General features: G+C 59.7%; 21 protein-coding genes. 16 read left to right on the top strand and 5 right to left on the bottom strand.

The window, feature by feature from the left end; all coding sequences use genetic code 11:
* Positions 1–15: 15 nt before the first annotated feature.
* Positions 16–3162, top strand: coding sequence for an efflux RND transporter permease subunit (locus FHX06_RS30360; RefSeq protein WP_113145447.1), 3147 nt, complete (start codon positions 16–18; stop codon positions 3160–3162).
* Between the two features lie 181 nt (positions 3163–3343).
* Positions 3344–5257: a beta-N-acetylhexosaminidase gene (locus tag FHX06_RS30355; RefSeq protein WP_183881964.1), complete on the top strand. Its 1914-nt coding sequence runs from the start codon at positions 3344–3346 to the stop codon at positions 5255–5257.
* 52 nt (positions 5258–5309) lie between these two features.
* Here the strand turns inward: FHX06_RS30355 and FHX06_RS30350 are convergent, their stop codons facing one another.
* Positions 5310–6221: an ROK family protein gene (locus FHX06_RS30350; protein ID WP_112544489.1), complete on the bottom strand. Its 912-nt coding sequence runs from the start codon at positions 6219–6221 to the stop codon at positions 5310–5312.
* Between the two features lie 261 nt (positions 6222–6482).
* On the opposite strand from FHX06_RS30350, the gene FHX06_RS30345 reads away from it, so the two are divergent.
* The 9 genes from FHX06_RS30345 (at position 6483) to FHX06_RS30305 (ending at position 16376) form a co-directional block, all read left to right on the top strand.
* The gene (locus FHX06_RS30345) at positions 6483–7061 is read left to right on the top strand and encodes an exopolysaccharide biosynthesis protein (protein ID WP_183881991.1); all 579 of its coding nucleotides are present in this window, start codon (positions 6483–6485) and stop codon (positions 7059–7061) included.
* A gap of 98 nt (positions 7062–7159) precedes the next feature.
* Positions 7160–8113, top strand: a complete 954-nt coding sequence (locus FHX06_RS30340; protein WP_112968698.1) for a sugar-binding transcriptional regulator — start codon at positions 7160–7162, stop codon at positions 8111–8113.
* 145 nt (positions 8114–8258) lie between these two features.
* Entirely contained in the window at positions 8259–9569 is a 1311-nt protein-coding gene (locus FHX06_RS30335) for an ABC transporter substrate-binding protein (RefSeq protein WP_112544488.1), read from the top strand.
* Positions 9570–9703: 134 nt separating this feature from the next.
* Positions 9704–10576 (top strand): carbohydrate ABC transporter permease, encoded by an 873-nt coding sequence (locus FHX06_RS30330; RefSeq protein WP_112544487.1) that lies wholly within the window; start codon positions 9704–9706, stop codon positions 10574–10576.
* Between the two features lies 1 nt (position 10577).
* Positions 10578–11408 (top strand): carbohydrate ABC transporter permease, encoded by an 831-nt coding sequence (locus tag FHX06_RS30325; protein WP_112544387.1) that lies wholly within the window; start codon positions 10578–10580, stop codon positions 11406–11408.
* An 18-nt stretch (positions 11409–11426) separates the two neighbouring features.
* A complete protein-coding gene (locus FHX06_RS30320; protein WP_112544385.1) occupies positions 11427–12425 on the top strand; it encodes an ABC transporter ATP-binding protein in 999 nt (332 codons plus the stop codon).
* 105 nt (positions 12426–12530) lie between these two features.
* The gene (locus tag FHX06_RS30315; RefSeq protein WP_183881963.1) at positions 12531–14012 is read left to right on the top strand and encodes a mannitol dehydrogenase family protein; all 1482 of its coding nucleotides are present in this window, start codon (positions 12531–12533) and stop codon (positions 14010–14012) included.
* Positions 14013–14103: 91 nt separating this feature from the next.
* Positions 14104–14793 carry an HAD family hydrolase gene (locus tag FHX06_RS30310; protein ID WP_112968701.1) on the top strand — a complete coding sequence of 230 codons (690 nt, stop codon included), beginning with the start codon at positions 14104–14106 and terminating at the stop codon, positions 14791–14793.
* On the top strand, positions 14793–16376 hold the full coding sequence (locus FHX06_RS30305; protein WP_183881961.1) for an FGGY-family carbohydrate kinase: 1584 nt from the start codon (positions 14793–14795) through the stop codon (positions 16374–16376). The genes FHX06_RS30310 and FHX06_RS30305 overlap by 1 nt, the downstream gene beginning before the upstream one ends.
* Before the next feature lies 1 nt (position 16377).
* Here the strand turns inward: FHX06_RS30305 and FHX06_RS30300 are convergent, their stop codons facing one another.
* Entirely contained in the window at positions 16378–17232 is an 855-nt protein-coding gene (locus FHX06_RS30300; protein WP_112544378.1) for a MurR/RpiR family transcriptional regulator, read from the bottom strand.
* Between the two features lie 233 nt (positions 17233–17465).
* Between FHX06_RS30300 and FHX06_RS30295 the strand changes: the two genes are divergently transcribed.
* Positions 17466–18179 (top strand): sulfate transporter family protein, encoded by a 714-nt coding sequence (locus FHX06_RS30295; protein ID WP_183881959.1) that lies wholly within the window; start codon positions 17466–17468, stop codon positions 18177–18179.
* Between the two features lie 50 nt (positions 18180–18229).
* Here the strand turns inward: FHX06_RS30295 and FHX06_RS30290 are convergent, their stop codons facing one another.
* Complete coding sequence (locus FHX06_RS30290; protein WP_183881957.1) at positions 18230–18655, bottom strand: VOC family protein; 426 nt, start codon at positions 18653–18655, stop codon at positions 18230–18232.
* Between the two features lie 83 nt (positions 18656–18738).
* Here FHX06_RS30290 and FHX06_RS30285 point away from each other — a divergent pair, with 83 nt between their 5' ends.
* Positions 18739–19323 carry a TetR family transcriptional regulator gene (locus FHX06_RS30285; RefSeq protein WP_183881955.1) on the top strand — a complete coding sequence of 195 codons (585 nt, stop codon included), beginning with the start codon at positions 18739–18741 and terminating at the stop codon, positions 19321–19323.
* On the opposite strand, the gene nth is transcribed toward FHX06_RS30285, so the two are convergent.
* Positions 19288–20070, bottom strand: a complete 783-nt coding sequence (gene nth / locus FHX06_RS30280; protein ID WP_246715688.1) for an endonuclease III — start codon at positions 20068–20070, stop codon at positions 19288–19290. The two genes, FHX06_RS30285 and nth, sit on opposite strands and share 36 nt — an antisense overlap.
* Before the next feature lie 22 nt (positions 20071–20092).
* Here nth and FHX06_RS30275 point away from each other — a divergent pair, with 22 nt between their 5' ends.
* Positions 20093–20590, top strand: coding sequence for a DUF2244 domain-containing protein (locus FHX06_RS30275; protein ID WP_112544368.1), 498 nt, complete (start codon positions 20093–20095; stop codon positions 20588–20590).
* A 69-nt stretch (positions 20591–20659) separates the two neighbouring features.
* Positions 20660–21532: a methylated-DNA--[protein]-cysteine S-methyltransferase gene (locus FHX06_RS30270; protein ID WP_112968707.1), complete on the top strand. Its 873-nt coding sequence runs from the start codon at positions 20660–20662 to the stop codon at positions 21530–21532.
* Positions 21533–21551: 19 nt separating this feature from the next.
* On the opposite strand, the gene FHX06_RS30265 is transcribed toward FHX06_RS30270, so the two are convergent.
* Positions 21552–22535, bottom strand: a complete 984-nt coding sequence (locus FHX06_RS30265; protein ID WP_112968708.1) for a sugar-binding transcriptional regulator — start codon at positions 22533–22535, stop codon at positions 21552–21554.
* Between the two features lie 446 nt (positions 22536–22981).
* Between FHX06_RS30265 and tal the strand changes: the two genes are divergently transcribed.
* Entirely contained in the window at positions 22982–23947 is a 966-nt protein-coding gene (gene tal, locus FHX06_RS30260) for a transaldolase (protein WP_112968709.1), read from the top strand.
* Positions 23948–23965: the final 18 nt, after the last annotated feature.

The following is a 23965-nucleotide window of genomic DNA, read 5'->3' as shown; positions in this document are numbered from 1 at the left end:
AGAGGGAACAGGATCATGGACAACGCCACTTCGGAAAAGCGCCCGTTCAACCTTTCGCGCTGGGCAATCGGTCATCCGAGCATTGCGCGCTTCCTTTTCGGGCTAATCCTCATCACGGGTGTGCTCGGCCTGACCCGCATGGGCCAGAAGGAAGACCCGGATTTCACCTTCCGCGTCATGGTGGTGCAGGCGCTCTGGCCTGGAGCATCGCTGCAGGACATGGAAGATCAGGTCACCAACAAGATCGAGCGCAAGCTGCAGGAAACCCCGCATCTCGACTGGGTAAAGTCCTATACGCGGGCAGGCAGCACGATCATCACCGTGCAGGTGAAGGGTGATACGAATTCGGCTGATGTTGCCGACGCCTTCTATCAGGTGCGCAAGAAGGTCGGCGACATCAACAGCGATTTGCCGCAAGGTCTGCTCGGCCCTTATTTCAACGATGAATTCGGCGACACGTTCATCACGCTGCATTCGATCAGCGGCGATGGCTATTCCTATCCGGAACTGAAGAAGTTCGCGATTCAAGCGCGCGATATGCTGCTGACGACGCCCGGCGTAGAGAAGGCCGTCATCATCGGCGACCAGCCGGAAAAGATCTATATAGACGTCTCCTCCAAGGCTCTGGCCGAGCGCGGGTTGACGATCCCCGACCTGCAAAACGCAATCAAGGGCCAGAATGCCGTCGATCCGGCAGGCAATGTCGATACCGGCCTGCGCTCGGTGCGCATCTCGGTCGAAGGCAATGTCCACAAGGTCGAAGACATCAGGGAATTGCGCCTGCGCTCCGGCAACCAGGTGACGCGCCTCGGCGATATCGCCACTGTCACTTCCGGTCTCGAAGACCCCTATCAGCGCAAATACCGCTTTAACGGTCACGATAGTGTGCAGGTCGGCGTCGTCATGGCCAAGGGCTTCAAGGTCACCGATGTCGGCAAGGATGTTGAAGCGACCTACAAGCGCTTCGAGGACTCGCTGCCCTACGGTGTCGCCGTCGATCAGATCTCCAACCAGCCTGATGTCGTGACCGATGCGGTCAGCGAGTTCATGCATGCGCTGGGCGAAGCCCTTGCCATCGTGCTCGTCGTCTCGTTCCTGTCGATCGGCTGGCGCTCGGGTCTTGTGATCGCCATCGCCATTCCGCTGGTCCTGGCTGCGACGTTTGCCATCATGTACGAGCTCGGCATCGACCTGCAGCGCATTTCGCTCGGCGCGCTCATCATCGCGCTCGGCCTGCTTGTCGACGATGCGATGATCGTCGTGGAAATGATGGAGCGAAAGCTCGAGGAGGGCCTCGTCAAGATCGATGCCGCGAGCTTCGCCTATTCCTCGACCGCGTTCCCGATGCTGACGGGTACGCTGATCACGACCGCCGGCTTCATTCCGGTCGGCTTTGCGGCATCGACGGCCGGCGAATATGTGCGTTCGCTCTTCTATGTCGTCGGCATCGCGCTGGTGACCTCATGGTTCGTGGCGGTCTATTTCACGCCGTGGCTCGGCTACATGATCCTGAAGCAGCGTCACCATGCGGGCGAGCATCACGACGTGTTCGACACGCGCTTTTATCGCGGCCTGCGCCACACGGTCGGCTGGGCGGTGCGTCATCGCGTCATCGTGCTTGCGCTGACGCTCGGCACGTTCGTCGCGAGCCTCTGGAGTTTTCAGTTCATTCCCCAGAACTTCTTCCCGCAGTCCTCGCGTCCGGAAATCCTCGTCGATCTCTGGCTGCCCGAGGGGACCAGCATCAAGGAAGTGGAAGTCCAGGCCAAGGCGCTGGAAGCCAAAATGATGGACGATCCGGACAAGAAGTTCATCGCCACCTATATCGGCGAAGGCGCACCGCGCTTCTTCCTGCCGCTCGACCAGCAGCTGCGCAACCCGAACTATGCGCAGCTCCTCATCATGGCTAATGACGAGCCAGCGCGTGAGCGTCTTATTACCAAGCTCCGGACGATCCTGGCGGAAGACTTCCCGTCCGTCCGCGGCAAGGTCGACCGTCTCTTCCTCGGTCCGCCGACGGGCTGGCCGGTGCAGATGCGCGTCATGGGTCCGGATCGTGCGGAAGTGCGCAAGATTGCCGATCAGGTGAAGGACCGCTTCACCAGGGATCCGATGCTCGGTGCCATTCATGACGACTGGCTCGAGCCGGTGCCTGCCATGAAACTGGTCATCGATCAGGATCGTGCCCGTGCTCTCGGGGTCACTTCGCAGCGTGTCCGCCAGATGCTGCAGACCGCCATGTCCGGCGCACCGCTCGACGATTTCCGCGATGGCGAGGAAACGGTTTCGATCGTCGCTCGCGAGCCGGATGCGAACCGATCACTGCTCTCTGCTGTCAATTCGGTCTATGTGCCGACGGATTTCGGCGGCTTCGTCCCGGTCTCGCAGATCGCCAAGGTCGTGCCGTCAATGGAGCAGGGTGTCGAATGGCGGCGCGACCGCCTGCCGACGATCTCGGTGCGGGCAACGCTGCCTGACGGCGTCCAGTCGAACGATGTTGTGACCAAGCTCTACAACGACATGAAGGACCTGCGCGACAGCCTGCCCGCCGGCTACAAGATCGAGATCCAGGGCGGGGCCGAGGATTCGGCTGAAAGCCAGGCCTCGATCGCCGCGAAGGCACCGATCATGCTCGTCGTCATCATGATCCTGCTGATGGCCCAGCTGCAGCATTTCGGCAAGGCGATGCTGGTCTTCGCCACAGGTCCGCTCGGCATCATCGGCGCGGCTTCGGCCCTGTTGATCAGCGGTGCGCCCTTCGGCTTCGTGGCGATCCTCGGCGTCATCGCGCTGCTCGGCATCATCATCCGCAACTCGATCATCCTCGTCGACCAGATCGACCAGGATATCAAGGCGGGCATGCACCGGCAGGAAGCGATCGTCGGTGCTGCGGTACGCCGCTTCCGGCCGATCATGCTGACGGCGCTGACGGCCGTGCTGGCGCTGATCCCGATCTCGCGTGGCGTCTTCTGGGGTCCGCTCGCCTACGCCATGATGGGCGGCATCCTCGTCGCCACGGTACTGACCATCCTTGTACTGCCGGCCGGCTATGCCCTGTTCTTCGGCCGCGAACCGAAGGCCAGGAATGACGAACATGCCAATGCCAACCAGGAAGAGGCGGATGGGACCATTCATCATCCGCCGGCATTGGCAGCCGAATGAGACAATGGCGCGGTCGAGGCCGCGCCATTTTTGTTTCAGCTTCAGACCACTAGCTTCGCCAGATTGCCGGTTGTCTCCGGCGGCCTTGACGTCTGCGGCAGTAGCGCGAAGGCGCGCGAGAAGACTATGGCCTGAACGGGAGTAAAGATCGCCCTATATTCATCGGAGGGAGGATCTGACTGTGGTCGATTACCGTTTGGAAGCGAGCTGGAGCCCGGTCGAAGGAGGCTTTGGACGCTTTACCTTCACGCTCTTCAATCTTTCCGCCGAACCGCTCTCCGGTTTTACGCTCGCCTGTACTTCGCTCACCCACGTGGCGGACGAGCACGTGGCTGAAGGCGCCACGCTCAAGCGGCGCGTTGCAAATTTTCACGAATATTCTCCGCCCGAGGGTCTCATCGTCAAGCCGGGCGGCAGCTGGCGGTTCACAATGGAAGGGCTGACGAATGGCCCGAAGCATGTCACGGCCGGTATCAAGTCCGCCTACCTCACACTTGGCGACGGCCGGCATGCACCCGTCAGTTTTGGCGATCTGATGCTTGATGGCGTGGAACAGGGGGCGTTGCCGGAGCTTCTGCCGAAGGGTGAAGTGAGCGAGCCGTATTCGCTGCTGCCCTGGCCGTTGCATGCGGCGTTACGGCCGGGCGAGATGCCTCCCATCGCACTCTATCCGGCAGCCGGCACCAGTGCCAAGAATACCAGGGCCGTGGCGAAAGTGCTCGCGCTTTACCAACGGCTCTTTCCTGACGACAACGTGCCTTTCGCGCTTCAGCCGGTTGAGGGAGGACGGCAGATCCGGTTCAAAGGGGAATCCTCGATCATGGAGGCGGCCTACGAACTGCGTTTCACGGCGAAGGAGATTATTCTTGGCACCGACGATGCGAGTGGCCTGCTTTATGGGTTGATCAGTCTTGCGCAACTGCTGCACGGAGCACGTCACGAGCCGGAAACCTTCCAGTTTCCGGTCTTCGGCACCATCGCCGATCAGCCGCGCTACGAATGGCGCGGCTGTCATCTCGACGTCAGCAGGCATTTCTACCCGGTTGCAGATGTCAAACGGCTGATCGATGTCCTCGCCTGGAACAAGCTCAATATTTTCCACTGGCATCTGACCGACGACGAAGCCTGGCGGCTGGAGATCAAGGCCTATCCTGAGCTTACAAAGATCGGTGCCAAGCACGGACCTGACGAAGTGCTTCTACCGCAATTCGGCGACGGCGCGGAGCCTCATTCGGGATTTTACAGCCAGGATGATGTCCGGGAAATCGTTGCTCATGCGGGCATGTTGCGTGTCGACGTCGTGCCGGAGATCGATATACCCGGTCACAGCACCGCAGCACTGCTCTCCCTGCCACAACTCGTCGAGCGACAGGAAGCGCCGGGCGGCTATCGCCCCGAGCCGAACAATCCCAACAATGCGCTCAATCCGGCGGTCGGATTCACCTACGAGTTCCTCGGCAAGGTGTTCGACGAGATGCTCCAGCTCTTTCCGTCCCAATATATCCATATCGGCGGGGATGAGGTGCCGCACGGTTCCTGGCTTGCCTCGCCGCTCTGCAAAATGCTGATGGAGCGTGAGAAGCTCGCAGATACCGCCGAACTGCAATCTTATTTCCTGCGGCGGATCAAGGCGATGCTTGCCGAGCGCGGCAAGAAACTTGTCGGCTGGAACGAGGTCTCGCATGGCGGCGGTGTCGATCGCGACGGCACGCTGCTGATGGCCTGGGAGAAGCCGGAGGTCGGTATCGAGCTTGCGGGTGAGGGCTATGATGTCGTCATGACGCCTGGGCAGGCCTACTATCTCGACATGGCGCAGGCCGAGGACTGGGGAGAGCCCGGCGCGGGCTGGGCCGGCTTCACGCCACCGGAAAAGACCTATTGCTACGAAGCCGAAGGCGAATTGCCGGAGGAGCTCAGGGGGCGGATGCGCGGAATCCAGGCCTGCATCTGGGGCGAGAATTTCGCCTCGCGGAGCTATTTCAACCGGCTGGTCTTTCCGCGGCTGTCAGCCGTCGCGGAAGCAGCCTGGACGCCCTTTCTGCGAAAGGACTGGCTGCGCTTTGCCGCGATCGTCCGGATGTGGCCGACGCTTTAGAAATCTGTTCTGCCGCAATCCAAAGTCGCGGCACGATTTTATTGGAATTGCGCTATGCGGCTTCGGCCTTGAGGCCCAAAAGCGCAGCACCGATCAGGCCCGGTTCGATACGGCATTCGCTGCGTACGATCAGCGGGCGGTCGAATTTACGCAATATGCGAGCGCGCACCGCATGATCCAGTTCCGCCAGAAGCGCCTCGACATTCGAGAGGCCGCCGCCCACGGGCACGATGGTTGCGCCTGTGATGTTGATGGCGAGCGCCAGCGGTGAGGCGACGAGATCAACATAGACGTCGATCGTGCGATTGGCCTTTTCCTCGCCGTTGCGCCAGTCGGTGATGATTTCCTCGCTGGAGAAATCGAGGTCGTGCAGCGTTTTATGCAGGCGTTCCAGACCCCGAGCACCGCCAACGGTATCGACACATCCTTTCTGGCCGCAGCCGCAGGCATAGGCGGGGATGGCGACAGGCGGAGTGCCGGCATGTGATGCGATGATCGGGCCATGGCCCCATTCGCCGGCAAAGCCGCCTGAGGCATTGATGAGACGACCATCCGAGACGACGCCGCCCCCGACGCCCGTGCCGAGAATGGCGCCGAAGACGATGCGGTGGCCACGACCGGCGCCAAGTTCGGCTTCCGCCATGGCGAAACAATCGGCGTCATTGGCGATCAGCACGGGCAGGCCGAGCTCACGCTCGAGGTCAGCGGCAAGGTTGCGGTCGTGGATACAGGGGATATTGGCGACGATGAGGCGCTGCGTATCCGGGTCGACAACACCGGCAATCGAGAGGGCAATACGCGAGGGGCGCTCGCCAGCCTCGGCGATGAAGCTCCTCAGCGTCTCGACGAAGGCCGGGAAATCATCCTTGGGGGTCGGACGGCGGCCGAGCGGTACGATGTCGGATTCCGAACGTGCAATCCCGCCCTTGATGGCGGAACCTCCGATATCGAATGAAATAATCATCTGATGCCTGCCCATTGTCTATGCTCGGCGTCTGCTCGCACTGTTGGCGGGGAATTACAAGGATTATTCGATAAATGAACTAAGGCTGATCGCCATCAGGCGACAATTTCGTCCGACAAGGTCATGCTATTGGCATATTGCATGGGCAAGCTTTGCACCATTCACCCTTCCGACGCCGGATTCATGACAATCGAAAATACCGAAACTCGCAGAACCACCGCCCGCAGGCCGCGTCCGAAAGGCCGGCGCCTGTCCTCTATCCTGCGACAGATGGCGGCGGATCGAAGCCGCGAACGCGTGTCGATCGGCGACCTGTTCCAGACGATGGGCGACCGGGCGATCGGCGCGCTGATGCTGATTTTTGCGCTGCCGAACGCTTTTCCGACGCCGCCGGGCACCTCGTCGCTGCTCGGAGCACCGCTGATCTTTCTTGCCGCCCAGCTTACCTTTGGCCTGAAGCCGTGGCTGCCGAAGGCGATTGCGGCGCGCTCCATGCGGCGGGAGGATTTCGAGACGATCGTCGGGCGCATTCACCCCTGGCTCGCCTGGGCAGAGCGCATGCTGCAGCCACGATTGAGCATTTTCGTCGAGCCGCCGGCGGAATATCTGGCGGGCTTCTGCTGTCTGGTGCTGGCGATTGTTCTCGTGCTGCCGGTGCCGCTTGGCAATATCCTGCCGGCGATTGCGATTTCGCTCTTTGCCTTTGCGATTCTCGGTCGAGACGGACTGTTTTCACTTCTCGGTTTTGCGGTGACAGCCATCTCGCTCGTCGTTGCTGGCGGGGTGATCTACGGTCTCGTCAAGGCGGCCATCTACATCGTCATGCGGTGGTTTGGATAAGGAAGCGACTGCTTGCTTTTTCAACGCCCTCGACATTTGCCCGATTTTTGTTTTGATCTGCGCCAGATAGACTCAAAAAAATTAATTGGCGGCGATAGATGGTAAAAAGATCGGAGACATCAGGGCGGCTGGACGATGCGGCGCGCGCCGGCTGGCTTTATTATGTCGCCGGTCGCACACAGGATGAAATTGCATCCGCCATGGGTATTTCCCGCCAGTCGGCGCAGCGGCTCGTTTCGCTTGCCGTGGCAGAACGGCTGATCAAAGTGCGGCTCGACCACCCGATCGCCGCCTGCCTCGAACTTGGAAATCAGCTGCGCAAGAAATTCGGTCTGAGGCATGTCGAGATCGTTCCCAGTGATCCGGGTTCATCGTCGACGACGGTCGGAATTGCCGAGGCGGCTGCTTCCGAAATCGAGCGCTGGCTGAAACGTCCAGATCCGATCGTACTTGCCGTCGGCACGGGGCGAACGCTGAAAGCGGCTGTGGACCAGCTGCCGGCGATCGAATGTCCCAATCATCGGATCGTGTCGCTGACAGGCAATATCGCCCCTGACGGTTCAGCCGCTTACTACAACGTCATCTTCAGCATGGCCGACGCCGTCAAGGCGCGGCACTTTCCGATGCCGCTGCCTGTTCTCGTCACCTCGGCGGAGGAGCGGGAGCTTCTGCACGGCCAGCAACTCGTGCGCTCGACGCTCGCAATCAGCGCGCAGGCGGATGTAACCTTCGTCGGTATCGGCGAACTCGGCATAGATGGACCGCTCTGCGTCGATGGTTTCCTGGAAAAAGACGAGATGATGGAGCTGATGCGTGGGGGCGCGGCGGGCGAGATCTGCGGCTGGATTTTCGACGCCGACGGAAAGCTGCTCGACAACCCGATCAATGAACGTGTCGCGTCCGCTCCGATCCCGCCACGCGATTCCTCGACAGTGATCGGGATCGCCAAGGGAAAACGCAAGTTCAAGGCGATCCGAGCTGCCATCACCGGCCATCAGGTGAACGGTTTGATTACTGACGAAGAGACGGCTGAGTTTTTGCTCACTAGCTGAGCAAAAATATTTCCTTTTTAGTTCAATAACATAACTCAATTGTTCGGCATCGCAGCAACGATTGCCAATTGACAAAATTTTCCCTTTGATGAGTAATTGCCCATGAGCAAAGCGAATGCTCACACTCATCTTCTGGGAGGAAGATATGACATTGAGAACTCTCCTGCTGGGCGCATGCTCAGCAATGGCGTTTGCCGGCATGGCTTCGGCCGAGACGCTGACGATCGCGACCGTGAACAACGGCGACATGATCCGGATGCAGAAGCTGACGGATGATTTCAAGGCGAAGAATCCCGGCATCGACCTTGAATGGGTAACCCTCGAAGAAAACGTACTGCGCCAGAAGGTCACGACCGACATCGCGACCAAGGGCGGCCAGTACGACGTGCTCACGATCGGCACCTATGAAGTTCCGATCTGGGCGAAGAAAGGCTGGCTCCTGCCGCTCGACAATCTCGGCGCCAACTATGACGTGGACGATCTGCTGCCGGCCATCCGCAGCGGCATCAGCCAGGACGGCAAGCTCTATGCAGCTCCGTTCTACGGCGAAAGCTCCATGGTCATGTACCGCAAGGACCTGTTCGACGCCGCCGGCCTGAAGATGCCCGACGCGCCGACCTGGGATTTCATCGCAGATGCTGCGAAGAAGGTGACCAACAAGGACAAGGAAATCTACGGCATCTGCCTGCGCGGCAAGGCCGGCTGGGGCGAAAACATGGCCTTCCTGACGGCTATGTCGAACTCTTTCGGCGCCCGCTGGTTCGATGAACAGTGGAAGCCGCAGTTCGATCAGCCCGAGTGGAAGGACACGCTGACCTTCTACGTCAACCTGATGAAGGAGGCCGGCCCTCCCGGCGCTTCTTCCAACGGCTTCAACGAAAATCTGGCGCTCTTCCAGACCGGCAAGTGCGGCATGTGGATCGACGCAACGGTTGCTGCTTCGTTCGTAGCCGATCCGAAGCAGTCGCAGGTTGCCGACAAGGTCGGCTTTGCGCTGGCTCCGGACAAGGGCCTCGGCAAGCGCGGCAACTGGCTCTGGGCCTGGAACCTCGCCATCCCGGCAGGCTCGCAGAAGACTGAAGCAGCAGAGAAGTTCATCGCCTGGGCAACGAGCAAGGACTACACCAACCTCGTCGCCGAAAAGGAAGGCTGGCTGAACGCACCTCCCGGCACCCGCACCTCGCTGTATGCGAATGCCGACTACCAGAAGGCCGCTTCCTTCGCGAAGATGACGCTCGATAGCATCAACTCCGCTGACCCGACCAAGCCGACTGTCAAGCCGGTTCCCTATGTCGGTGTCCAGTTCGTGGCGATCCCGGAATTCCAGGGCATCGGCACGGCCGTCGGCCAGCAGTTCTCCGCGGCTCTTGCCGGCCAGATCTCGGTCGACCAGGCTCTGCAGAGCGCGCAGCAGCTGACTACCCGCGAAATGACCAAGGCGGGCTACATCAAGTAAAACCTCCTGAGAACGTACGGAATGTCTGACATTCCGCACCTCTGGGTCGCCGATTGCCCGAACTGCATCGGCGGCCGCTTTTTTCAAAGCTGTTTCTCAGCCGTTTCCGCTTCAGATCAGACCGGTGGTTTGCCATGGCAACGTTTCACACTCGCTCCGCAGCACGTTTTATGATTGCACCGTCCGTGGTGCTGCTCTTCGCGTGGATGATCGTCCCGCTCGCGATGACGATTTACTTCTCCCTGCTGAACTACAATCTGCTCAACCCGGGCATGGAGAGTTTCGTCGGTCTCTTAAACTACCAATACTTCCTCACCGACCCGGCCTTTTTCGCCGCGCTCATCAATACGCTGGTGCTGGTTGCCGGCGTACTTGTCATCACCGTGGTCGGCGGTATTCTCTTTGCACTCCTGCTCGATCAGCCGATTTATGGCCAGGGCATCGTACGCATCCTGGTCATTGCGCCCTTCTTCGTCATGCCGACAGTGGCGGCCCTTGTCTGGAAGAACATGTTCATGAACCCGGTCAACGGTCTCTTCGCCTATATGGCAAAGGCTGTCGGCCTGCAGCCGATCGACTGGCTGGCCACCGTGCCGCTATTCTCGGTCATCCTGATCGTCGCCTGGCAGTGGCTTCCCTTCGCCACGCTCATCATGCTTACCGCGCTGCAGTCGCTCGATGAAGAGCAGAAAGAAGCCGCCGAAATGGACGGCGCCGGGGCGATCTCGAAATTCATCTACATCATCCTGCCGCATATGGCCCGCGCCATCACGGTGGTGATCCTGATCCAGACGATCTTCCTGCTTTCGGTCTTCGCCGAAATCCTGGTCACCACCAATGGCGGTCCAGGCACGCAGAGCACCAACCTCACCTATCTCGTCTATGCGCAGGCGTTGCTGCAGTTCGATATCGGCGGGGCTTCTGCGGGCGGTATCGTCGCAGTCGTGCTTGCCAATATCGTTGCGATCTTCCTGGTGCGCCTCGTCGGCAAGAATCTGGAGGCTTGAGATGGCTAGAAAGGTTACCACCCAACGCAAGGTCATCATGACCGCGATCGCCTGGGCGCTCGGCATCCTGATCTTCTTCCCGATCCTCTGGACATTCCTGACGAGCTTCAAGTCGGAGGCGGATGCCATCGCCTCGCCGCCGCAGTTCCTGTTCTTCCACTGGACCACGGAGAATTATTCGGAAGTGCAGAGCCGTTCCAACTATCTCAGCCACTTCATGAATTCGGTGGTCATCTCCTTCGGCTCCACGCTGATCGGCCTCATCATCGCCATTCCGGCCGCCTGGGCCATGGCCTTTGCGCCGACCAAGCGGACGAAGGACGTGCTGATGTGGATGCTGTCGACGAAGATGATGCCGCCGGTCGGCGCGCTCATCCCGATCTACCTGATGTTCCGCAACTCGGGCCTGCTCGACACACGGACCGGCCTGGTGATCGTGCTGACGCTCATCAACCTGCCGATCATCGTCTGGATGCTCTATACCTATTTCAAGGAAATTCCCGGCGAAATCCTGGAAGCCGCCCGCATGGACGGTGCCTCGCTCGTCAAGGAAATCGTCTACGTGCTGACGCCGATGGCCGTGCCCGGCATTGCCTCGACTCTGCTCTTGAACATCATCCTTGCCTGGAACGAAGCCTTCTGGACGCTGAACCTGACGGCCTCCAAGGCCGCACCGCTGACGGCGTTCATCGCTTCCTATTCAAGCCCGGAAGGCCTGTTCTACGCTAAGCTCTCGGCGGCCTCGACCATGGCGATCGCGCCGATCCTCATCCTCGGCTGGTTCAGCCAGAAACAACTTGTCCGCGGCCTGACCTTCGGCGCGGTGAAATAAGATCATAGGGAGAGAAACATGGGCAGCATTACCCTTCAAAAGGTTTCGAAGGTCTTCGGCGAAGCCAAGGTCATCCCTTCGATCGATCTCGATATCCGGGATGGCGAGTTCGTCGTCTTCGTCGGCCCGTCCGGTTGCGGCAAGTCCACTCTGTTGCGGCTGATCGCCGGCCTCGAGGATGTCTCGGGCGGCAAGATCGTCATCGACGGCAAGGACGCGACCGAGAAGGCTCCGTCCGAACGGGGTCTGGCGATGGTCTTCCAGTCCTACGCGCTCTATCCGCATATGAGCGTGCGCAATAACATCGCCTTCCCGCTGAAGATGGCGGGCATGGACAAGGCAGAGATTGACCGCAAGGTGGATGATGCCGCCCGCGTGTTGAATCTCGGCGACTATCTGGATCGCAAGCCGCGCCAGCTTTCGGGCGGCCAGCGTCAGCGTGTCGCCATCGGCCGCGCTATCGTGCGCCAGCCTTCAGCCTTCCTCTTCGACGAGCCACTGTCGAACCTCGATGCTGCGCTGCGCGTCAACATGCGCATTGAAATCAGCGAGCTGCACCAGCAACTCAAGACGACCATGGTCTACGTCACCCATGATCAGGTGGAAGCGATGACCATGGCCGACAAGATCGTGGTGCTGAACAGGGGTAATATCGAACAGGTCGGTTCGCCGCTGGAGTTATACCGCAGCCCGCGAAACCTCTTCGTTGCGGGCTTCATCGGCTCGCCCAAGATGAATTTCATCAAGGGGCAGAATGCTGCGCAGATGAATGCGCACACGATCGGCATCCGTCCGGAACATGTGCTGCTGTCGACCGAAAGCGGCGACTGGAAGGGCAGGGTGATGGTGGCCGAACATCTCGGCTCCGACACGTTCCTGCATGTCGATGTCGAAGGTATCGGGATGGTGACGGCGCGCAGCAACGGCGATTTTGCGTCCAAGGCCGGCGACACGGTCTACCTGACGCCGGACAAGACGCGTATCCATAAATTCAATGAGAGCGGCCTTGCTATCTGAAGCGACCGCCGGCTGGGGGCAGACATGCGGAGCGGACAATCTCGTCCGGCCCGTGCTAACGGGAGGGCTTAGGGCTCTTTCGAAGACCTTCAAGAGGACTGAAACATGACGTGCAAACTATCGCTGGCAACGCTCCACGAGGCGGCAAAGACCGCGGCCATTCCGGCTTACGATCGGGCGTCGCTGAAAGCCGGCATCGTGCACTTCGGCGTCGGCAATTTCCATCGCGCCCATCAGGCGATCTATCTCGACGATCTCTTCAATGCCGGCAGCGACCATGATTGGGCAATCATCGGCGCCGGCGTTCTGCCCTCAGACGCGGCCATGCGCGACAAGCTTGCCGCGCAGGATTTCTTGACGACCGTCGTCGAGCAGGACAACAACAGGACGGCGGCGCGTGTGACCGCGCCGATGATCGATATCCTGCCCGTCGGCGAACCTGACGTTGTCATCGCCAAGCTCGCCGATCCCGAGATCCGCATCGTCTCGATGACGATCACCGAGGGCGGCTATTTCATCGACGCGTCCGGCAAGTTCAATCCGGCGCATCCGGCGATTGCCGCCGACGGGCAGAACCCGTCTGCGCCGAAAACGGTCTTCGGTCTGATCGTTGCCGGTCTGAAGGCACGCAAGGACAAGGGCATCGCGCCCTTCACCGTCATGTCCTGCGACAACATTCCCCATAATGGCGTTGTGACCACGAATGCGGTTGTCGGCACGGCGAAGCTCTCCGATCCGGCTTTTGCGGACTGGATCAAGGCAAATGTCTCCTTCCCGAATGGCATGGTCGACCGCATCACGCCGGCCACCAGCCAGCGCGAGATCGATTTCTTGAAGGAGAATTTCGATATCGAGGACAACTGGCCGGTCTATTGTGAAGAATTCAAGCAGTGGGTGCTGGAAGACAAGTTCCCGATGGGGCGTCCGGCACTCGAAAAGGTCGGCGTCACTTTCGTACCTGACGTCACGCCCTATGAGCACATGAAAATCCGCATCCTCAACGGCGGCCACGCGGCGATCGCCTATCCGGCGGCGCTGATGGATATTCATTTCGTGCATGAATCGATGGAAAACGATCTGATACGTGCCTTCCTCGCCAAGCTCGAAAATGAGGAAATCATCCCCATCGTGCCGCCGGTGCCGGATACGTCGCTTGCCGATTATTTCAAGCTGATCGAGCGCCGCTTCCTCAATCCCAAGATTGCCGACACGATCCCGCGTCTGGCGCAGGACGGCTCCAACCGTCAGCCGAAATTCATCCTGCCGTCGACGCTCGACAATCTCAGCCAGGGCCGGGATGTCGTCGGCCTTGCGCTCGTCTCTGCACTTTGGTGCCGCTACTTCTTCGGCAAGAGCGACAGCGGCAAGGAGATCGTCTTCAACGATGCCAGCGCCGATCGCCTGCATGAGGCGGCCGTCAAGGCAAAGGACGATCCGGCCGCCTTCCTCGTCTTCGACGATATTTTCGGCGAAGTGGCCAAATCCGATGTTTTCCGCAAACGTTTCGCCCATGCGCTGAAAACCCTGTGGGAAAAGGGCACGAAGGAAACGTTGCAGCTCTATCTCGACGGCAAGCTCGCGGTGTAAGAAATCCTGATGGCGGCGTTTCTGCCGCCATCCCGGCCTTGCGTACAAAGCAGGACGGTCTCTTCCGAACTGAACTCAGGTTGGGTCTTTCATGGCTGATGCTGAACCACGGCTGGTCATTTTCGATTGCGACGGCGTACTCGTCGACAGCGAGCCGATTTCGATCTCCGTTCTCGTCAAGGCGATGGCCGATCTCGGCGTGACGATTACCGAGGACGAGGCCTATGAGCGATTCCTCGGCAAGAGCCTGGCAACTCTGATCGACATATTGGAGACGGAGTTCAACGTGCATGCCCACGAGGAATTCCTGGAAGGCATCCGCACCAGTCTCTATGCCCGTTTCCGCACCGAGCTGAAAGCCATGCCAGGCATTGGCGAGACGATCGATGCACTTGGCATTCCCTGCTGTGTCGCCTCGTCCAGCCAGGTCGAGCGGATAAGGCTATCGCTCTCGGTCACCGGGCTCTTACCAAAGTTGCCGAACATCTTCAGTGCCAGCATGGTCAAGCGCGGCAAGCCGGCGCCGGATCTCTTCCTTTATGCTGCCGACCAGATGCGTGTGGAGCCGCGTGACTGTGTCGTTATCGAGGACAGTCCGGCAGGTATTGCTGCAGCCAAAGCGGCGGGCATGACGGTCTTCGCCTTCACTGGCGGCTCGCACGCAAATTTCGCTGGATATCGCGAGGAACTCGATCGTCTTTCGCCGGAAGTCGTGTTTGACGCCATGCCGGAATTGATACAACTTGTCCGCAAACAAAAGCTGGACGGGACTCAGCATTGATGCGTGATCATGTGGTTGCGGTGGATATCGGCACGAGCAGCGCACGCGCCGGTGTTTTTGACACGCATGGCCGCCTGCTTGCCAAGTCTGAACATCCAATCCTCATGAACCGGCCGCGCGAGAACCATGCCGAGCATGATTCCGAGGACATATGGTCGGCCGTTTGCATTGCCGTGCGTGCGGCCATGGGCCAGTCCGGCATTGAGGCCGCCGCAATCGGCGCGATCGGTTTCGACGCCACCTGTTCGCTTGTGGTGCGCGATACCGAAGGCAGGCAGATCAGTGTTTCCACCAGTGGCGAGAGGCGCTTCGATACGGTCGTCTGGCTCGATCACCGGGCGCTGAAGGAGGCAGATTTCTGTACGGCGACGAAGCATGAAGTGCTGGAACATTCCGGCGGCGTCATGTCGCCGGAAATGGAAATGCCGAAGCTGATGTGGCTGAAGAAGGAGCTGCCGGCGACCTGGGCGAACACCGGATACCTTTTCGACCTTGCCGATTTCCTGACGTGGAAGGCAACCGGCTCGCTTGCCAGATCCCGCTGCACGCTGACGGCCAAATGGAATTATCTAGCCCATAAGGAAAGGGGCTGGCAGGGAGACTTCCTGAAGCAGATCGGTCTTGAGGATTTGCTGCTTCGTGGCAGGCTGCCGGAAGACACGGTGGCGGTTGGAGAAAGCGTCGGCAAACTGACGCCGGATGCTGCCGAAGCGTTGGGCCTGACCTCCAGTTGCCATGTTTCGGCCGGGATGATCGATGCCTATGCCGGCGCGCTCGGTACACTCAGCGGTTATGCCGGCGATCCGGAGAAGCTCGAGCAGCAGCTTGCGCTCATTGCCGGGACATCGAGCTGCGTCGTTGCCTTTTCCCCCGAGCGAAAGCCAAGCCAGGGAATGTGGGGCCCCTATTACGAGGCGGTTTTTCCGCAATCGTGGCTCGTCGAGGCCGGTCAATCCGCGGCCGGTGCACTCCTTGATCATATCGTGCGCATGCACGCGGCCGGCGGTGAGCCAACCGCGGTGCTGCATCAGAAGATCGTCGCCCGCATCGCGGAACTGAGAGCAGAGGCGGGTGACGCGCTCGGCGCACGGATCTTCGTCCTTCCGGATTTTCACGGCAATCGGTCGCCATTGGCTGATCCGCATGCTGTCGGCGTCGTCAGCGGGCTGACGCTCGATACGTCCTTCGACGGTCTCTGCGCGCTCTATTGGCGGACCGCCATCGGTATTGCGCTCGGTATCCGTCACATTCTCGAAAAGATGAGAGATCACGGTTATATGCCGGATACGCTGCATGTGGCTGGTGGGCACGTGAAGAACCCCATTCTGATGGAGCTCTATTCGGATGTGACGGGTTGCAAGGTCATCGTGCCTGACATGAACGAGGCGGTACTGCTTGGCACCGCGATCGCTGCATCAGTTGCCTGCGGCTCGCACAAGGATTTGGCGGCGGCGGGGAGGGCGATGTATCCCGGTGGCTCCGAGCGTCTTCCCAACAGGAGCAAGCAGGCGCTTTACGACCGCGACTATCGCCGCTTTCTTGCGATGTACCGTCATCGGGCTGAGCTGGAAGCGATCGAATAATTCAGCGGTTAGCCGTCTCCCCAAGGATGGTCGCAAATTCCACCATACGTCGTCGTCGTTGGCTTGCCTCTTCGCCGGCGTTCAAAATGACCGCCTCGGACAGGCAGTCGAGCAAGGCGATCAGCGGCGGCAGGTTATCCATATCAGGCGCGCGGGCAGGCGGTAACGGCAGGACGACATTCGACTGTTCCGGCAGCCAGTCCGCATGCTGAGCGGAAATCAGGATCACTTTGTAACCGTAACGCCTGGCAGTGCGCGCAAGCAGCCGTGACCTGGCGAAGCGCCGACAATCAATGATGACGAGCACGGCATCTTCGACGAAAGCACGGGCGAAAAGCTCCGCGAAGCGATTACCTGCGCCGTCGATCGCACGGACACTGTCGCGAGCCTGGGTCAGTCGCTGGCAGAAATGGCTGGAGAAGCCTGACAGTCTTGCATGGGTGGCGACGAAGACCTCTTTGGATGCGCCGATCATCGCGACGGCTTCGCCCCAATGCGGCTGGGCGGTCAGATGATAGATGTGATGCAGTGCCTGTATCTGCTCCGCCACGAGAACGGCGAGCGGCTTACCATCCGATGCGTCGGTTTGCAGTTCCGTCATCGAACTCTGGAACTGGACCGGAGAGGTCGTTGCCGTTTCGCGGATCTCCACCTTCACGCTGTCCAGTCCCTGGTAGCCGAGCGCTCGCAAAAAACGGCCGACCGTCATCGGCGAGAGATCAAGCCGGTCGGCAACCGATGCAGCGGTTTCAAACGGCAGGTCGTTCAAATGTTCAGTAAAATATTTCGCGATGCGTCGTTCGGCGGGCGTGCCGGACTTCGCGTATTGCCTAAGCTTGTCTACAAAATCTTCCACGTCGCAGCCTCCCCCATATCCTCAGAGGCTTCCCGTGGATTCGTGGAGCCGAATCCCTGTTTTTTAATATTGTCCGGAAGCTCTTCTTAGGCCCACACGTATATCGAACGTTACGAACTATATATTAGCATGTAATTTTCGACAAGTTTTCTATTCAAGCATGTAATTTTCAACCGACTTGCCGCAGGACCGCGGGCTTCCTACATCACGCTGCGTAACGGAGACGCCAGAGAATGATCCTTGACGCCGCTCGCCTTTCTCTCCTCAACCTTTTTGCGCCGGAGACCCGGTCGGCTTTCTGGAAGGTTCTGGGGCTGACCGTGCTGGTGCTGATCGGCTTGTGGTTCGCCTTGCGCGGCCTGTTCATCAGTCTCGTATTTCCCTGGGTGAGCGGGTTCTTTCCCGAGATGCCCGATTGGGCCGGCTGGCTCAGCTTCGTTTTCCTTGTCGCCGCCGGGATCGGACTTGCGCTCGCGCTGGCGCTGCTGCTTTCGCCGGTGACTGCACTGATTGCCGGCCTCTTTCTCGACGATGTCGCCGAGGTGATCGAGAAGCGGGACTATCCGCAGGATGTGGCCGGCAAGGCCATGCCGCTCGGACCTGCGATGGCAAGCTCAATCAAGTTCCTGGGGGTGGTGATCGCCGGCAATATTATCGCCCTCTTGCTACTCTTCATTCCCGGCGTCAATCTCGTGGCCTTCTTTCTTGTGAACGGCTACCTGCTCGGGCGGGAATTCTTTGAATTTGCGGCCATGCGCTTCCGTTCTCCTCCGGAGGCGCGACTGTTTCGCGCCAAACATGGTCCGACGGTCTTTCTCGGTGGCCTGGTGATTGCACTCTTTCTGGCGATCCCGATCGTCAACCTGCTCACGCCTCTCTTTGCCGCCGGCATGATGGTGCACCTGCACAAGTTGATCTCCGCGCGCGATCCCGATTTCCGAGCCTAGCTTTCACGCAAATCCGAACGAAAACCGCGCTAGACCGTTGGTGAATTGCTTTAGCCGGGCAGCACTGCCGCCTCATACATCGCCGCATATTCGGCGCTTGGCGGGATCGGCTTGATGACGTCGATCAAGACGCCGTTGGGATCGGCGGTAATGAAGTGGCGCTGGCCGAAATCCTCGTCCCGGATCGTGCGCAGGATCGGCAACCCTGCCTCCGTGCAGATAGCGTAAATCGCGTCCACATCCTCGACCTCGAAATTCAGGAGAAGGCCGGAGATCTTGCCGCGGCCGGCGGCCGGGATGGTTTCGTGGCTACCGTCGAGCACGGCAAGCGTCACATGCTCATCCTCGATCGATTGCAGATGGACATACCAGTCGCTTTCGAAGAGAGGCTGGAAACGGAAATGACGGCAATAGAAGGCAGCCGTCCCGGCAACGTCATCCGTCATGATCACGGGATAATAGCTCGTCGATTTCATCGCGTTCCTCTTTCTGTATTTTACGTACATTCTGTATGTTTTCTGTTATTAACATACATGCTGATTGTATGTAAATAGAGGTCATGAGTCGCAGTAACCGCGAGAGAACCGAGCAAACGAGACAGGCGCTGATGGATGCCGCGCGCCGGCTTTTCGTCGAGAAGGGATATGCCGAGACAGCTACGCCCGATATCGTGACAGAGGCTGGTGTAACGCGCGGTGCGCTCTATCATCACTTCGAAGACAAGAAAGCGCTTTTCCGGGCGGTGATCGAAAGGGAGGCGGCCGGTGTCGCCAACGAAATCGAGCAGCGCGGGACGCGGCAAACCGCACCGCGTGAAGCGCTGCTTGAAGGTGCTGCGGCCTATTTCGATGCAATGGAAGTGGAAGGGCGAACACGGCTGCTTCTGCTCGAGGCACCGGCCGTGATCGGCCTGTCCGCGACAGCAAAGATCGACGCGGAGAATGCCGAGGCGACATTGCGGGCAGGGCTCGAAGCCTTGTTGCCACAGGCCGGTGCCAGCGCTTTGCTCGGGCCATTGACGGCCATGCTCTCGGCAGCTTTCGATCGCGCTGCGATCGCCATCGAAGCAGGCGGCAGTCGTGAAGACTATGAGCGGGCAATAGCTGCCCTAGTCGACGGCCTCGCCGATCAGTTGCGGCGGTAGCTCGACCAGCGGCGCCGGGATATCGCTGCTCTTTTCCGGCGATTTGCAGATATCGGCAATCACGCAGCGCTCGCATTCGGGGCGACGGGCCTTGCAGGTATAACGGCCGTGCAGGATCAGCCAGTGATGAGCGTGGTAGAGATATTGTTTCGGCACCACCTTCATCAGCCGGTCTTCAACCTCGTCAGGCGTCTTTCCGGGTGCGAGCCTGATGCGATTGGCGATCCGGAAGATATGGGTGTCAACCGCCATCGTTGCCTGACCGAAGGCCATTGACAGGACGACATTGGCGGTCTTGCGGCCGACGCCCGGCAGGCGCACCAGTTCCTCGCGCGTCTCCGGCACCTTGCCGCCGAACTCGTCGACCAGCATTTGCGAGAGCGCAATGACGTTCTTCGCTTTGTTACGATAGAGGCCGATCGTCTTGATGTAGTCGCGGACCTTTTCTTCGCCGAGATCGAGCATCTTCCGTGGCGTATCGGCGATCCTGAACAGCGCGCGAGTTGCCTTGTTGACACCGGCATCCGTCGCCTGGGCGGAGAGGGCGACCGCCACGACGAGCGTGAAGGGATTGCTATGTTCCAGCTCGCCGCGCGGTTCCGGCCGCTGGACGGAAAAGCGGCGAAAGATCTCTTCGCGCTCGGCCAGCGAGTAGGCTGTCTTGACCGGCACCGCCGGCTTGCGGCGGGTGATCACATTCGAGTTTAGCGACGGTTTGGTATTGGATTTGAGTTTCGGATTGGCCATGGAAAATCTATACTCAGTCGCCATGATGGAAAGCAACGCCGACAGCCGGAACGAGCAGCCTGTTTTTGCGGCCGAACTCTTTCCCTACCGCTCGCTTGGGCGGAAGGGTTTCAAGCTGTTGCTCGCCATATCGGGCGCGATCTGCTTCATGTACGGCATGTTCTTCATCGTCACCGGCGCCTGGCCGATCGGCTTTTTCTTCGGCCTGGACTTCGTACTTCTCTACGGGGCTTTCTGGCTGAATTATCGCTCCGGCAGGGTGCGGGAAGAGGTAACTGTTTCGCGTACGGATGTCTCGGTGCGCAAGTTTTCTCCGTCCGGCCGCATGATCGAGCATCATTTCAATCCGTTCTGGACGCGTTTCCTCGTTCGCCGGCATCAGGAGATCGGCATTCTCTCCATGCATATTTTCGGCGAGGGCAAGCGCACGGATGTCGGCTCCTTTCTCAATCCTGACGATCGCGAAAGTTTCGCCAAGGCCTTCAAGGGCGCGCTGGCAACGGTAAAACAGCGTCTCTGAGAGATCACGCAAGAAACGGGTGGTTTGGTTCGCCGGCCTTGATTATCTCCTTTGTAAAGGAGAAAAACGATGAACATGATCGCGAAGCTCGAAACAGACATCACCCCTGATGGACCCGATTACGACACCGTCCGTCGGGTCATTGAACTGATCAGCGAGGAATATCGCGACCAGCCGTCGCTGGAAGCGATCGCCGCGCGGCTGAACCAATCGCCGACGCAACTCCAGAAGACCTTTACCCGCTGGGCCGGCCTTTCGCCCAAGGCCTTTCTGCAGGCCGTCACGCTGGACCATGCCAAGCGGCTCTTGCGCCAGGAAGAAATGCCGCTGCTTGAAACGTCGATCGAGGTCGGTCTGTCCGGCCCGAGCCGCCTGCACGACCTGTTCGTGACGCATGAGGCAATGTCGCCGGGCGAATGGAAGGCGAAGGGTGGCGGACTGACGATCCGCTACGGGTTCCACACATGTCCCTTCGGCACGGCGCTCGTCATGGTCACGGACCGCGGCCTTGCGGGTCTCGCCTTCAGCGATTCCGGTGATGAGAAGGCTTGCCTGGAGGATATGACCTGCCGTTGGCCAAATGCGGAATATGTGGAAGACCGCCAGGCGACAGCGCCTTATGCCGAACGCATCTTCCAACCGGGCCGCTGGACATCCGACCAGCCGTTGCGGGTCGTGCTGATCGGAACGGATTTCCAGGTCAACGTCTGGCAGAGCCTTCTGAAAATTCCCTTCGGTAAGGCCGTGACCTATAGCGACATTGCCAAGGACATCGGCCGGCCGACTGCCATGCGCGCCGTCGGTGCGGCAGTCGGGGCCAATCCGATTTCCTTCGTCGTGCCCTGCCATCGCGCACTCGGGAAAAATGGCGCGTTGACCGGTTACCATTGGGGTCTGACCCGCAAGCGGGCCATGCTCGGTTGGGAATCGGCACACGCCTGAACGAGAATACCGAAGCCGCTCAGGCGGCTTCGGCGAGCTCCAGCAATGCCTTTGCGGCACTTTCATCCGTTATGAGCGTATTGCAGCCGATGCGCTTGATCGTTGCACGGATCGCGACGGCACGATGGGCGCCGCCGGAGGACAGTACGATGTGTTTTGCTTCCTTCAGCGTATCGAGATCAACCGACATCACCCGCTGATTGATCGAGTGATCGACGGAATTGCCGTCCTTGTCCAGAAAGTTGAACATGGTGTCGCAGACGCAGCCGGCATCGATCAGTTGCTGCAGCTCGGCCTTTGAAATCCACCCCTCGGAGAGCGAGGTCGAATGCGGACCGATATCGCCGCAGCTGACGATTGCGAGATCAAGGTTTTCCGCCAGCCGGTAGATCGTATCGAGCCCGCATTTTTCGATGAGATTGCGTTTGGTTTCGATAGAATCGACGAGCAACGGGGCGAGAAACATATAACACTCCGCGCCGAGCTGATTGGCGAGGCGCCAAGTGTAGTCGATTGGATTCGTCTGGTGAACGGCGACGATACCGCCGAGCAGGGAAACGATCTTGCAGTTGTCGCGGCGCGGCGGGCGGAAGCTTGCAAGAGAAGCCGTCATCGTGCGGCCCCAACCGACGCCTATCGTATAATCGTCCGGAATGGCCTCCGACAGGAACTGGCCCAGCGCCAGCCCGACATTCTTTGCCAGTGAATTCACATCACATTTGGCGGGCTCCGGCACGACGATCGCCTCGTCCAGGCCATAGGCCCGTTCCAGCTTGACCGAAAGCTCCACACAGTCGCCGATCGAGTCGTTGATCCAGATCTGTACTTCGCTGCGCTTCATCGCCTCGTCGAGCAGCCGGATGACGGTCGTGCGGCTGATCCCGAGCTGTTCGGCAACATCCTTCTGGGTCAGGCCCTCGTTGTAATAGAGCCATGCCGCCCGCAGCCGGAGTGAGGAGGCTTCGGAATAAGCAGTGTGCGTGCCGCGTTTCAGCTTGACCACATCTCCTCCCGCGCCGATTTCGCCCTAGATCTTTGCCATCGATGGCATAAGATTGGGGCATCGGCTTTGTTCCCGCGATAATGCCGGGTGTGACACTTATGTCAATTGAAATGCACAAATGTCCTTGACTTTTCGTTGCCGGAGCGGCGATAGTCATGGTCGACAATGTCGTTCTTGTCCGTCCGAGGAGGGCAATGTGCGGGCATGCGGAAAGTCACGATCGGCCCATCAGCCGCACGCGACAGCGCTTGCAAGGCGCTTGTCGTTTTTCGGCGGTTGGACCAACGCGCCTGGGAACACCGCCAATGTCTCTCACGTTTATGACTCATCCGTGACGGTGGCGCGTCTTTTCGCCTGCAGCATGCAAACCATCGGTCCTCAGATCACCTCTTTGCCGGGCGGAACTCGCGCCGGTCCGCAGTCCAAGTTCAAAAAGGATTTTGACCATGACATCCAAGCTTGACCAACTCCGCGAGATCACAACCGTCGTTGCCGATACCGGTGACATTCAGGCTGTTGCTCGCCTGAAGCCGGTTGATTGCACGACCAACCCGTCCATCGTTCTCAAGGCACTCGGTACCGAGATGTTTGCCGATGACATGAAGGAAGCGATCGCCTGGGGCAAGAAGATCGGCGGTGACGCCGATGCAGCGGCCGCAGCCGTTGCTGATCGCCTCGCTATCTCCGTCGGTTCTGCCCTCGTAAAGCTCGTTCCCGGCCGCGTTTCGACTGAAGTCGATGCCGACCTCTCCTTCGATACCGAAGCTTCGCTCAAGAAGGCGCGCAGCATCATCGCCGCCTACAAGGAGCGCGGCATCGAGAAGGACCGCATCCTCATCAAGCTCGCTTCCACCTGGGAAGGCATTCGCGCCGCCGAAATCCTTCAGAAGGAAGGCATCGACTGCAATCTGACCCTGCTTTTCTCCAAGGCCCAGGCCATTGCCTGCGCTGACGCCGGCGTGTTCCTGATCTCGCCCTTCGTCGGCCGCATTCTCGACTGGTACAAGAAGTCGACCGGCAAGGATTTCACTGCCGAGGAAGATCCGGGCGTTCTGTCCGTTCGCGACATTTACAATTACTACAAGGCCAATGGCATCAAGACCGTCGTCATGGGCGCCTCGTTCCGCAACACCGGCGAAATCGAGGCGCTAGCCGGTTGCGACCGTCTGACCATCGCTCCGAACCTGCTCGATGAACTGTCCAACGACCAGGGTAAGCTCGAGCGCAAGCTGTCGCCGGAAACGATCAAGCCGGCCCCGAAGGTCACGGTCGACGAAAAGACCTTCCGCTGGATGATGAACGAAGATGCGATGGCGACGGAAAAGCTCGCAGAAGGCATCCGCGCATTCGCAAAGGATCTCGGCACACTGCGCAGCCAGGTCCGCAAGGAACTGCAGCTCGCTGCTGCATAAGGCTGCCAGGCCGCACTT

This window comes from Rhizobium sp. BK512 (genome assembly GCF_014194915.1).
Classification (GTDB): domain Bacteria; phylum Pseudomonadota; class Alphaproteobacteria; order Rhizobiales; family Rhizobiaceae; genus Rhizobium.
Note: the sequence above shows the minus strand (reverse complement) of the source record. Positions and strands in the feature narration are given on the sequence as shown.

Bases quoted from the DNA above. Each gene is read 5' to 3' on its own strand.
- FHX06_RS30360 (WP_113145447.1), top strand. From the start codon at position 16: ATGGACAACGCCACTTCGGAAAAGCGCCCGTTCAACCTTTCGCGCTGG.
- FHX06_RS30350 (WP_112544489.1), bottom strand. From the start codon at position 6,221: ATGATTATTTCATTCGATATCGGAGGTTCCGCCATCAAGGGCGGGATT.
- FHX06_RS30340 (WP_112968698.1), top strand. From the start codon at position 7,160: ATGGTAAAAAGATCGGAGACATCAGGGCGGCTGGACGATGCGGCGCGC.
- FHX06_RS30335 (WP_112544488.1), top strand. From the start codon at position 8,259: ATGACATTGAGAACTCTCCTGCTGGGCGCATGCTCAGCAATGGCGTTT.
- FHX06_RS30330 (WP_112544487.1), top strand. From the start codon at position 9,704: ATGGCAACGTTTCACACTCGCTCCGCAGCACGTTTTATGATTGCACCG.
- FHX06_RS30325 (WP_112544387.1), top strand. From the start codon at position 10,578: ATGGCTAGAAAGGTTACCACCCAACGCAAGGTCATCATGACCGCGATC.
- FHX06_RS30320 (WP_112544385.1), top strand. From the start codon at position 11,427: ATGGGCAGCATTACCCTTCAAAAGGTTTCGAAGGTCTTCGGCGAAGCC.
- FHX06_RS30315 (WP_183881963.1), top strand. From the start codon at position 12,531: ATGACGTGCAAACTATCGCTGGCAACGCTCCACGAGGCGGCAAAGACC.
- FHX06_RS30310 (WP_112968701.1), top strand. From the start codon at position 14,104: ATGGCTGATGCTGAACCACGGCTGGTCATTTTCGATTGCGACGGCGTA.
- FHX06_RS30305 (WP_183881961.1), top strand. From the start codon at position 14,793: ATGCGTGATCATGTGGTTGCGGTGGATATCGGCACGAGCAGCGCACGC.
- FHX06_RS30295 (WP_183881959.1), top strand. From the start codon at position 17,466: ATGATCCTTGACGCCGCTCGCCTTTCTCTCCTCAACCTTTTTGCGCCG.
- FHX06_RS30290 (WP_183881957.1), bottom strand. From the start codon at position 18,655: ATGAAATCGACGAGCTATTATCCCGTGATCATGACGGATGACGTTGCC.
- FHX06_RS30285 (WP_183881955.1), top strand. From the start codon at position 18,739: ATGAGTCGCAGTAACCGCGAGAGAACCGAGCAAACGAGACAGGCGCTG.
- nth (WP_246715688.1), bottom strand. From the start codon at position 20,070: ATGGCCAATCCGAAACTCAAATCCAATACCAAACCGTCGCTAAACTCG.
- FHX06_RS30275 (WP_112544368.1), top strand. From the start codon at position 20,093: ATGATGGAAAGCAACGCCGACAGCCGGAACGAGCAGCCTGTTTTTGCG.
- FHX06_RS30270 (WP_112968707.1), top strand. From the start codon at position 20,660: ATGAACATGATCGCGAAGCTCGAAACAGACATCACCCCTGATGGACCC.
- tal (WP_112968709.1), top strand. From the start codon at position 22,982: ATGACATCCAAGCTTGACCAACTCCGCGAGATCACAACCGTCGTTGCC.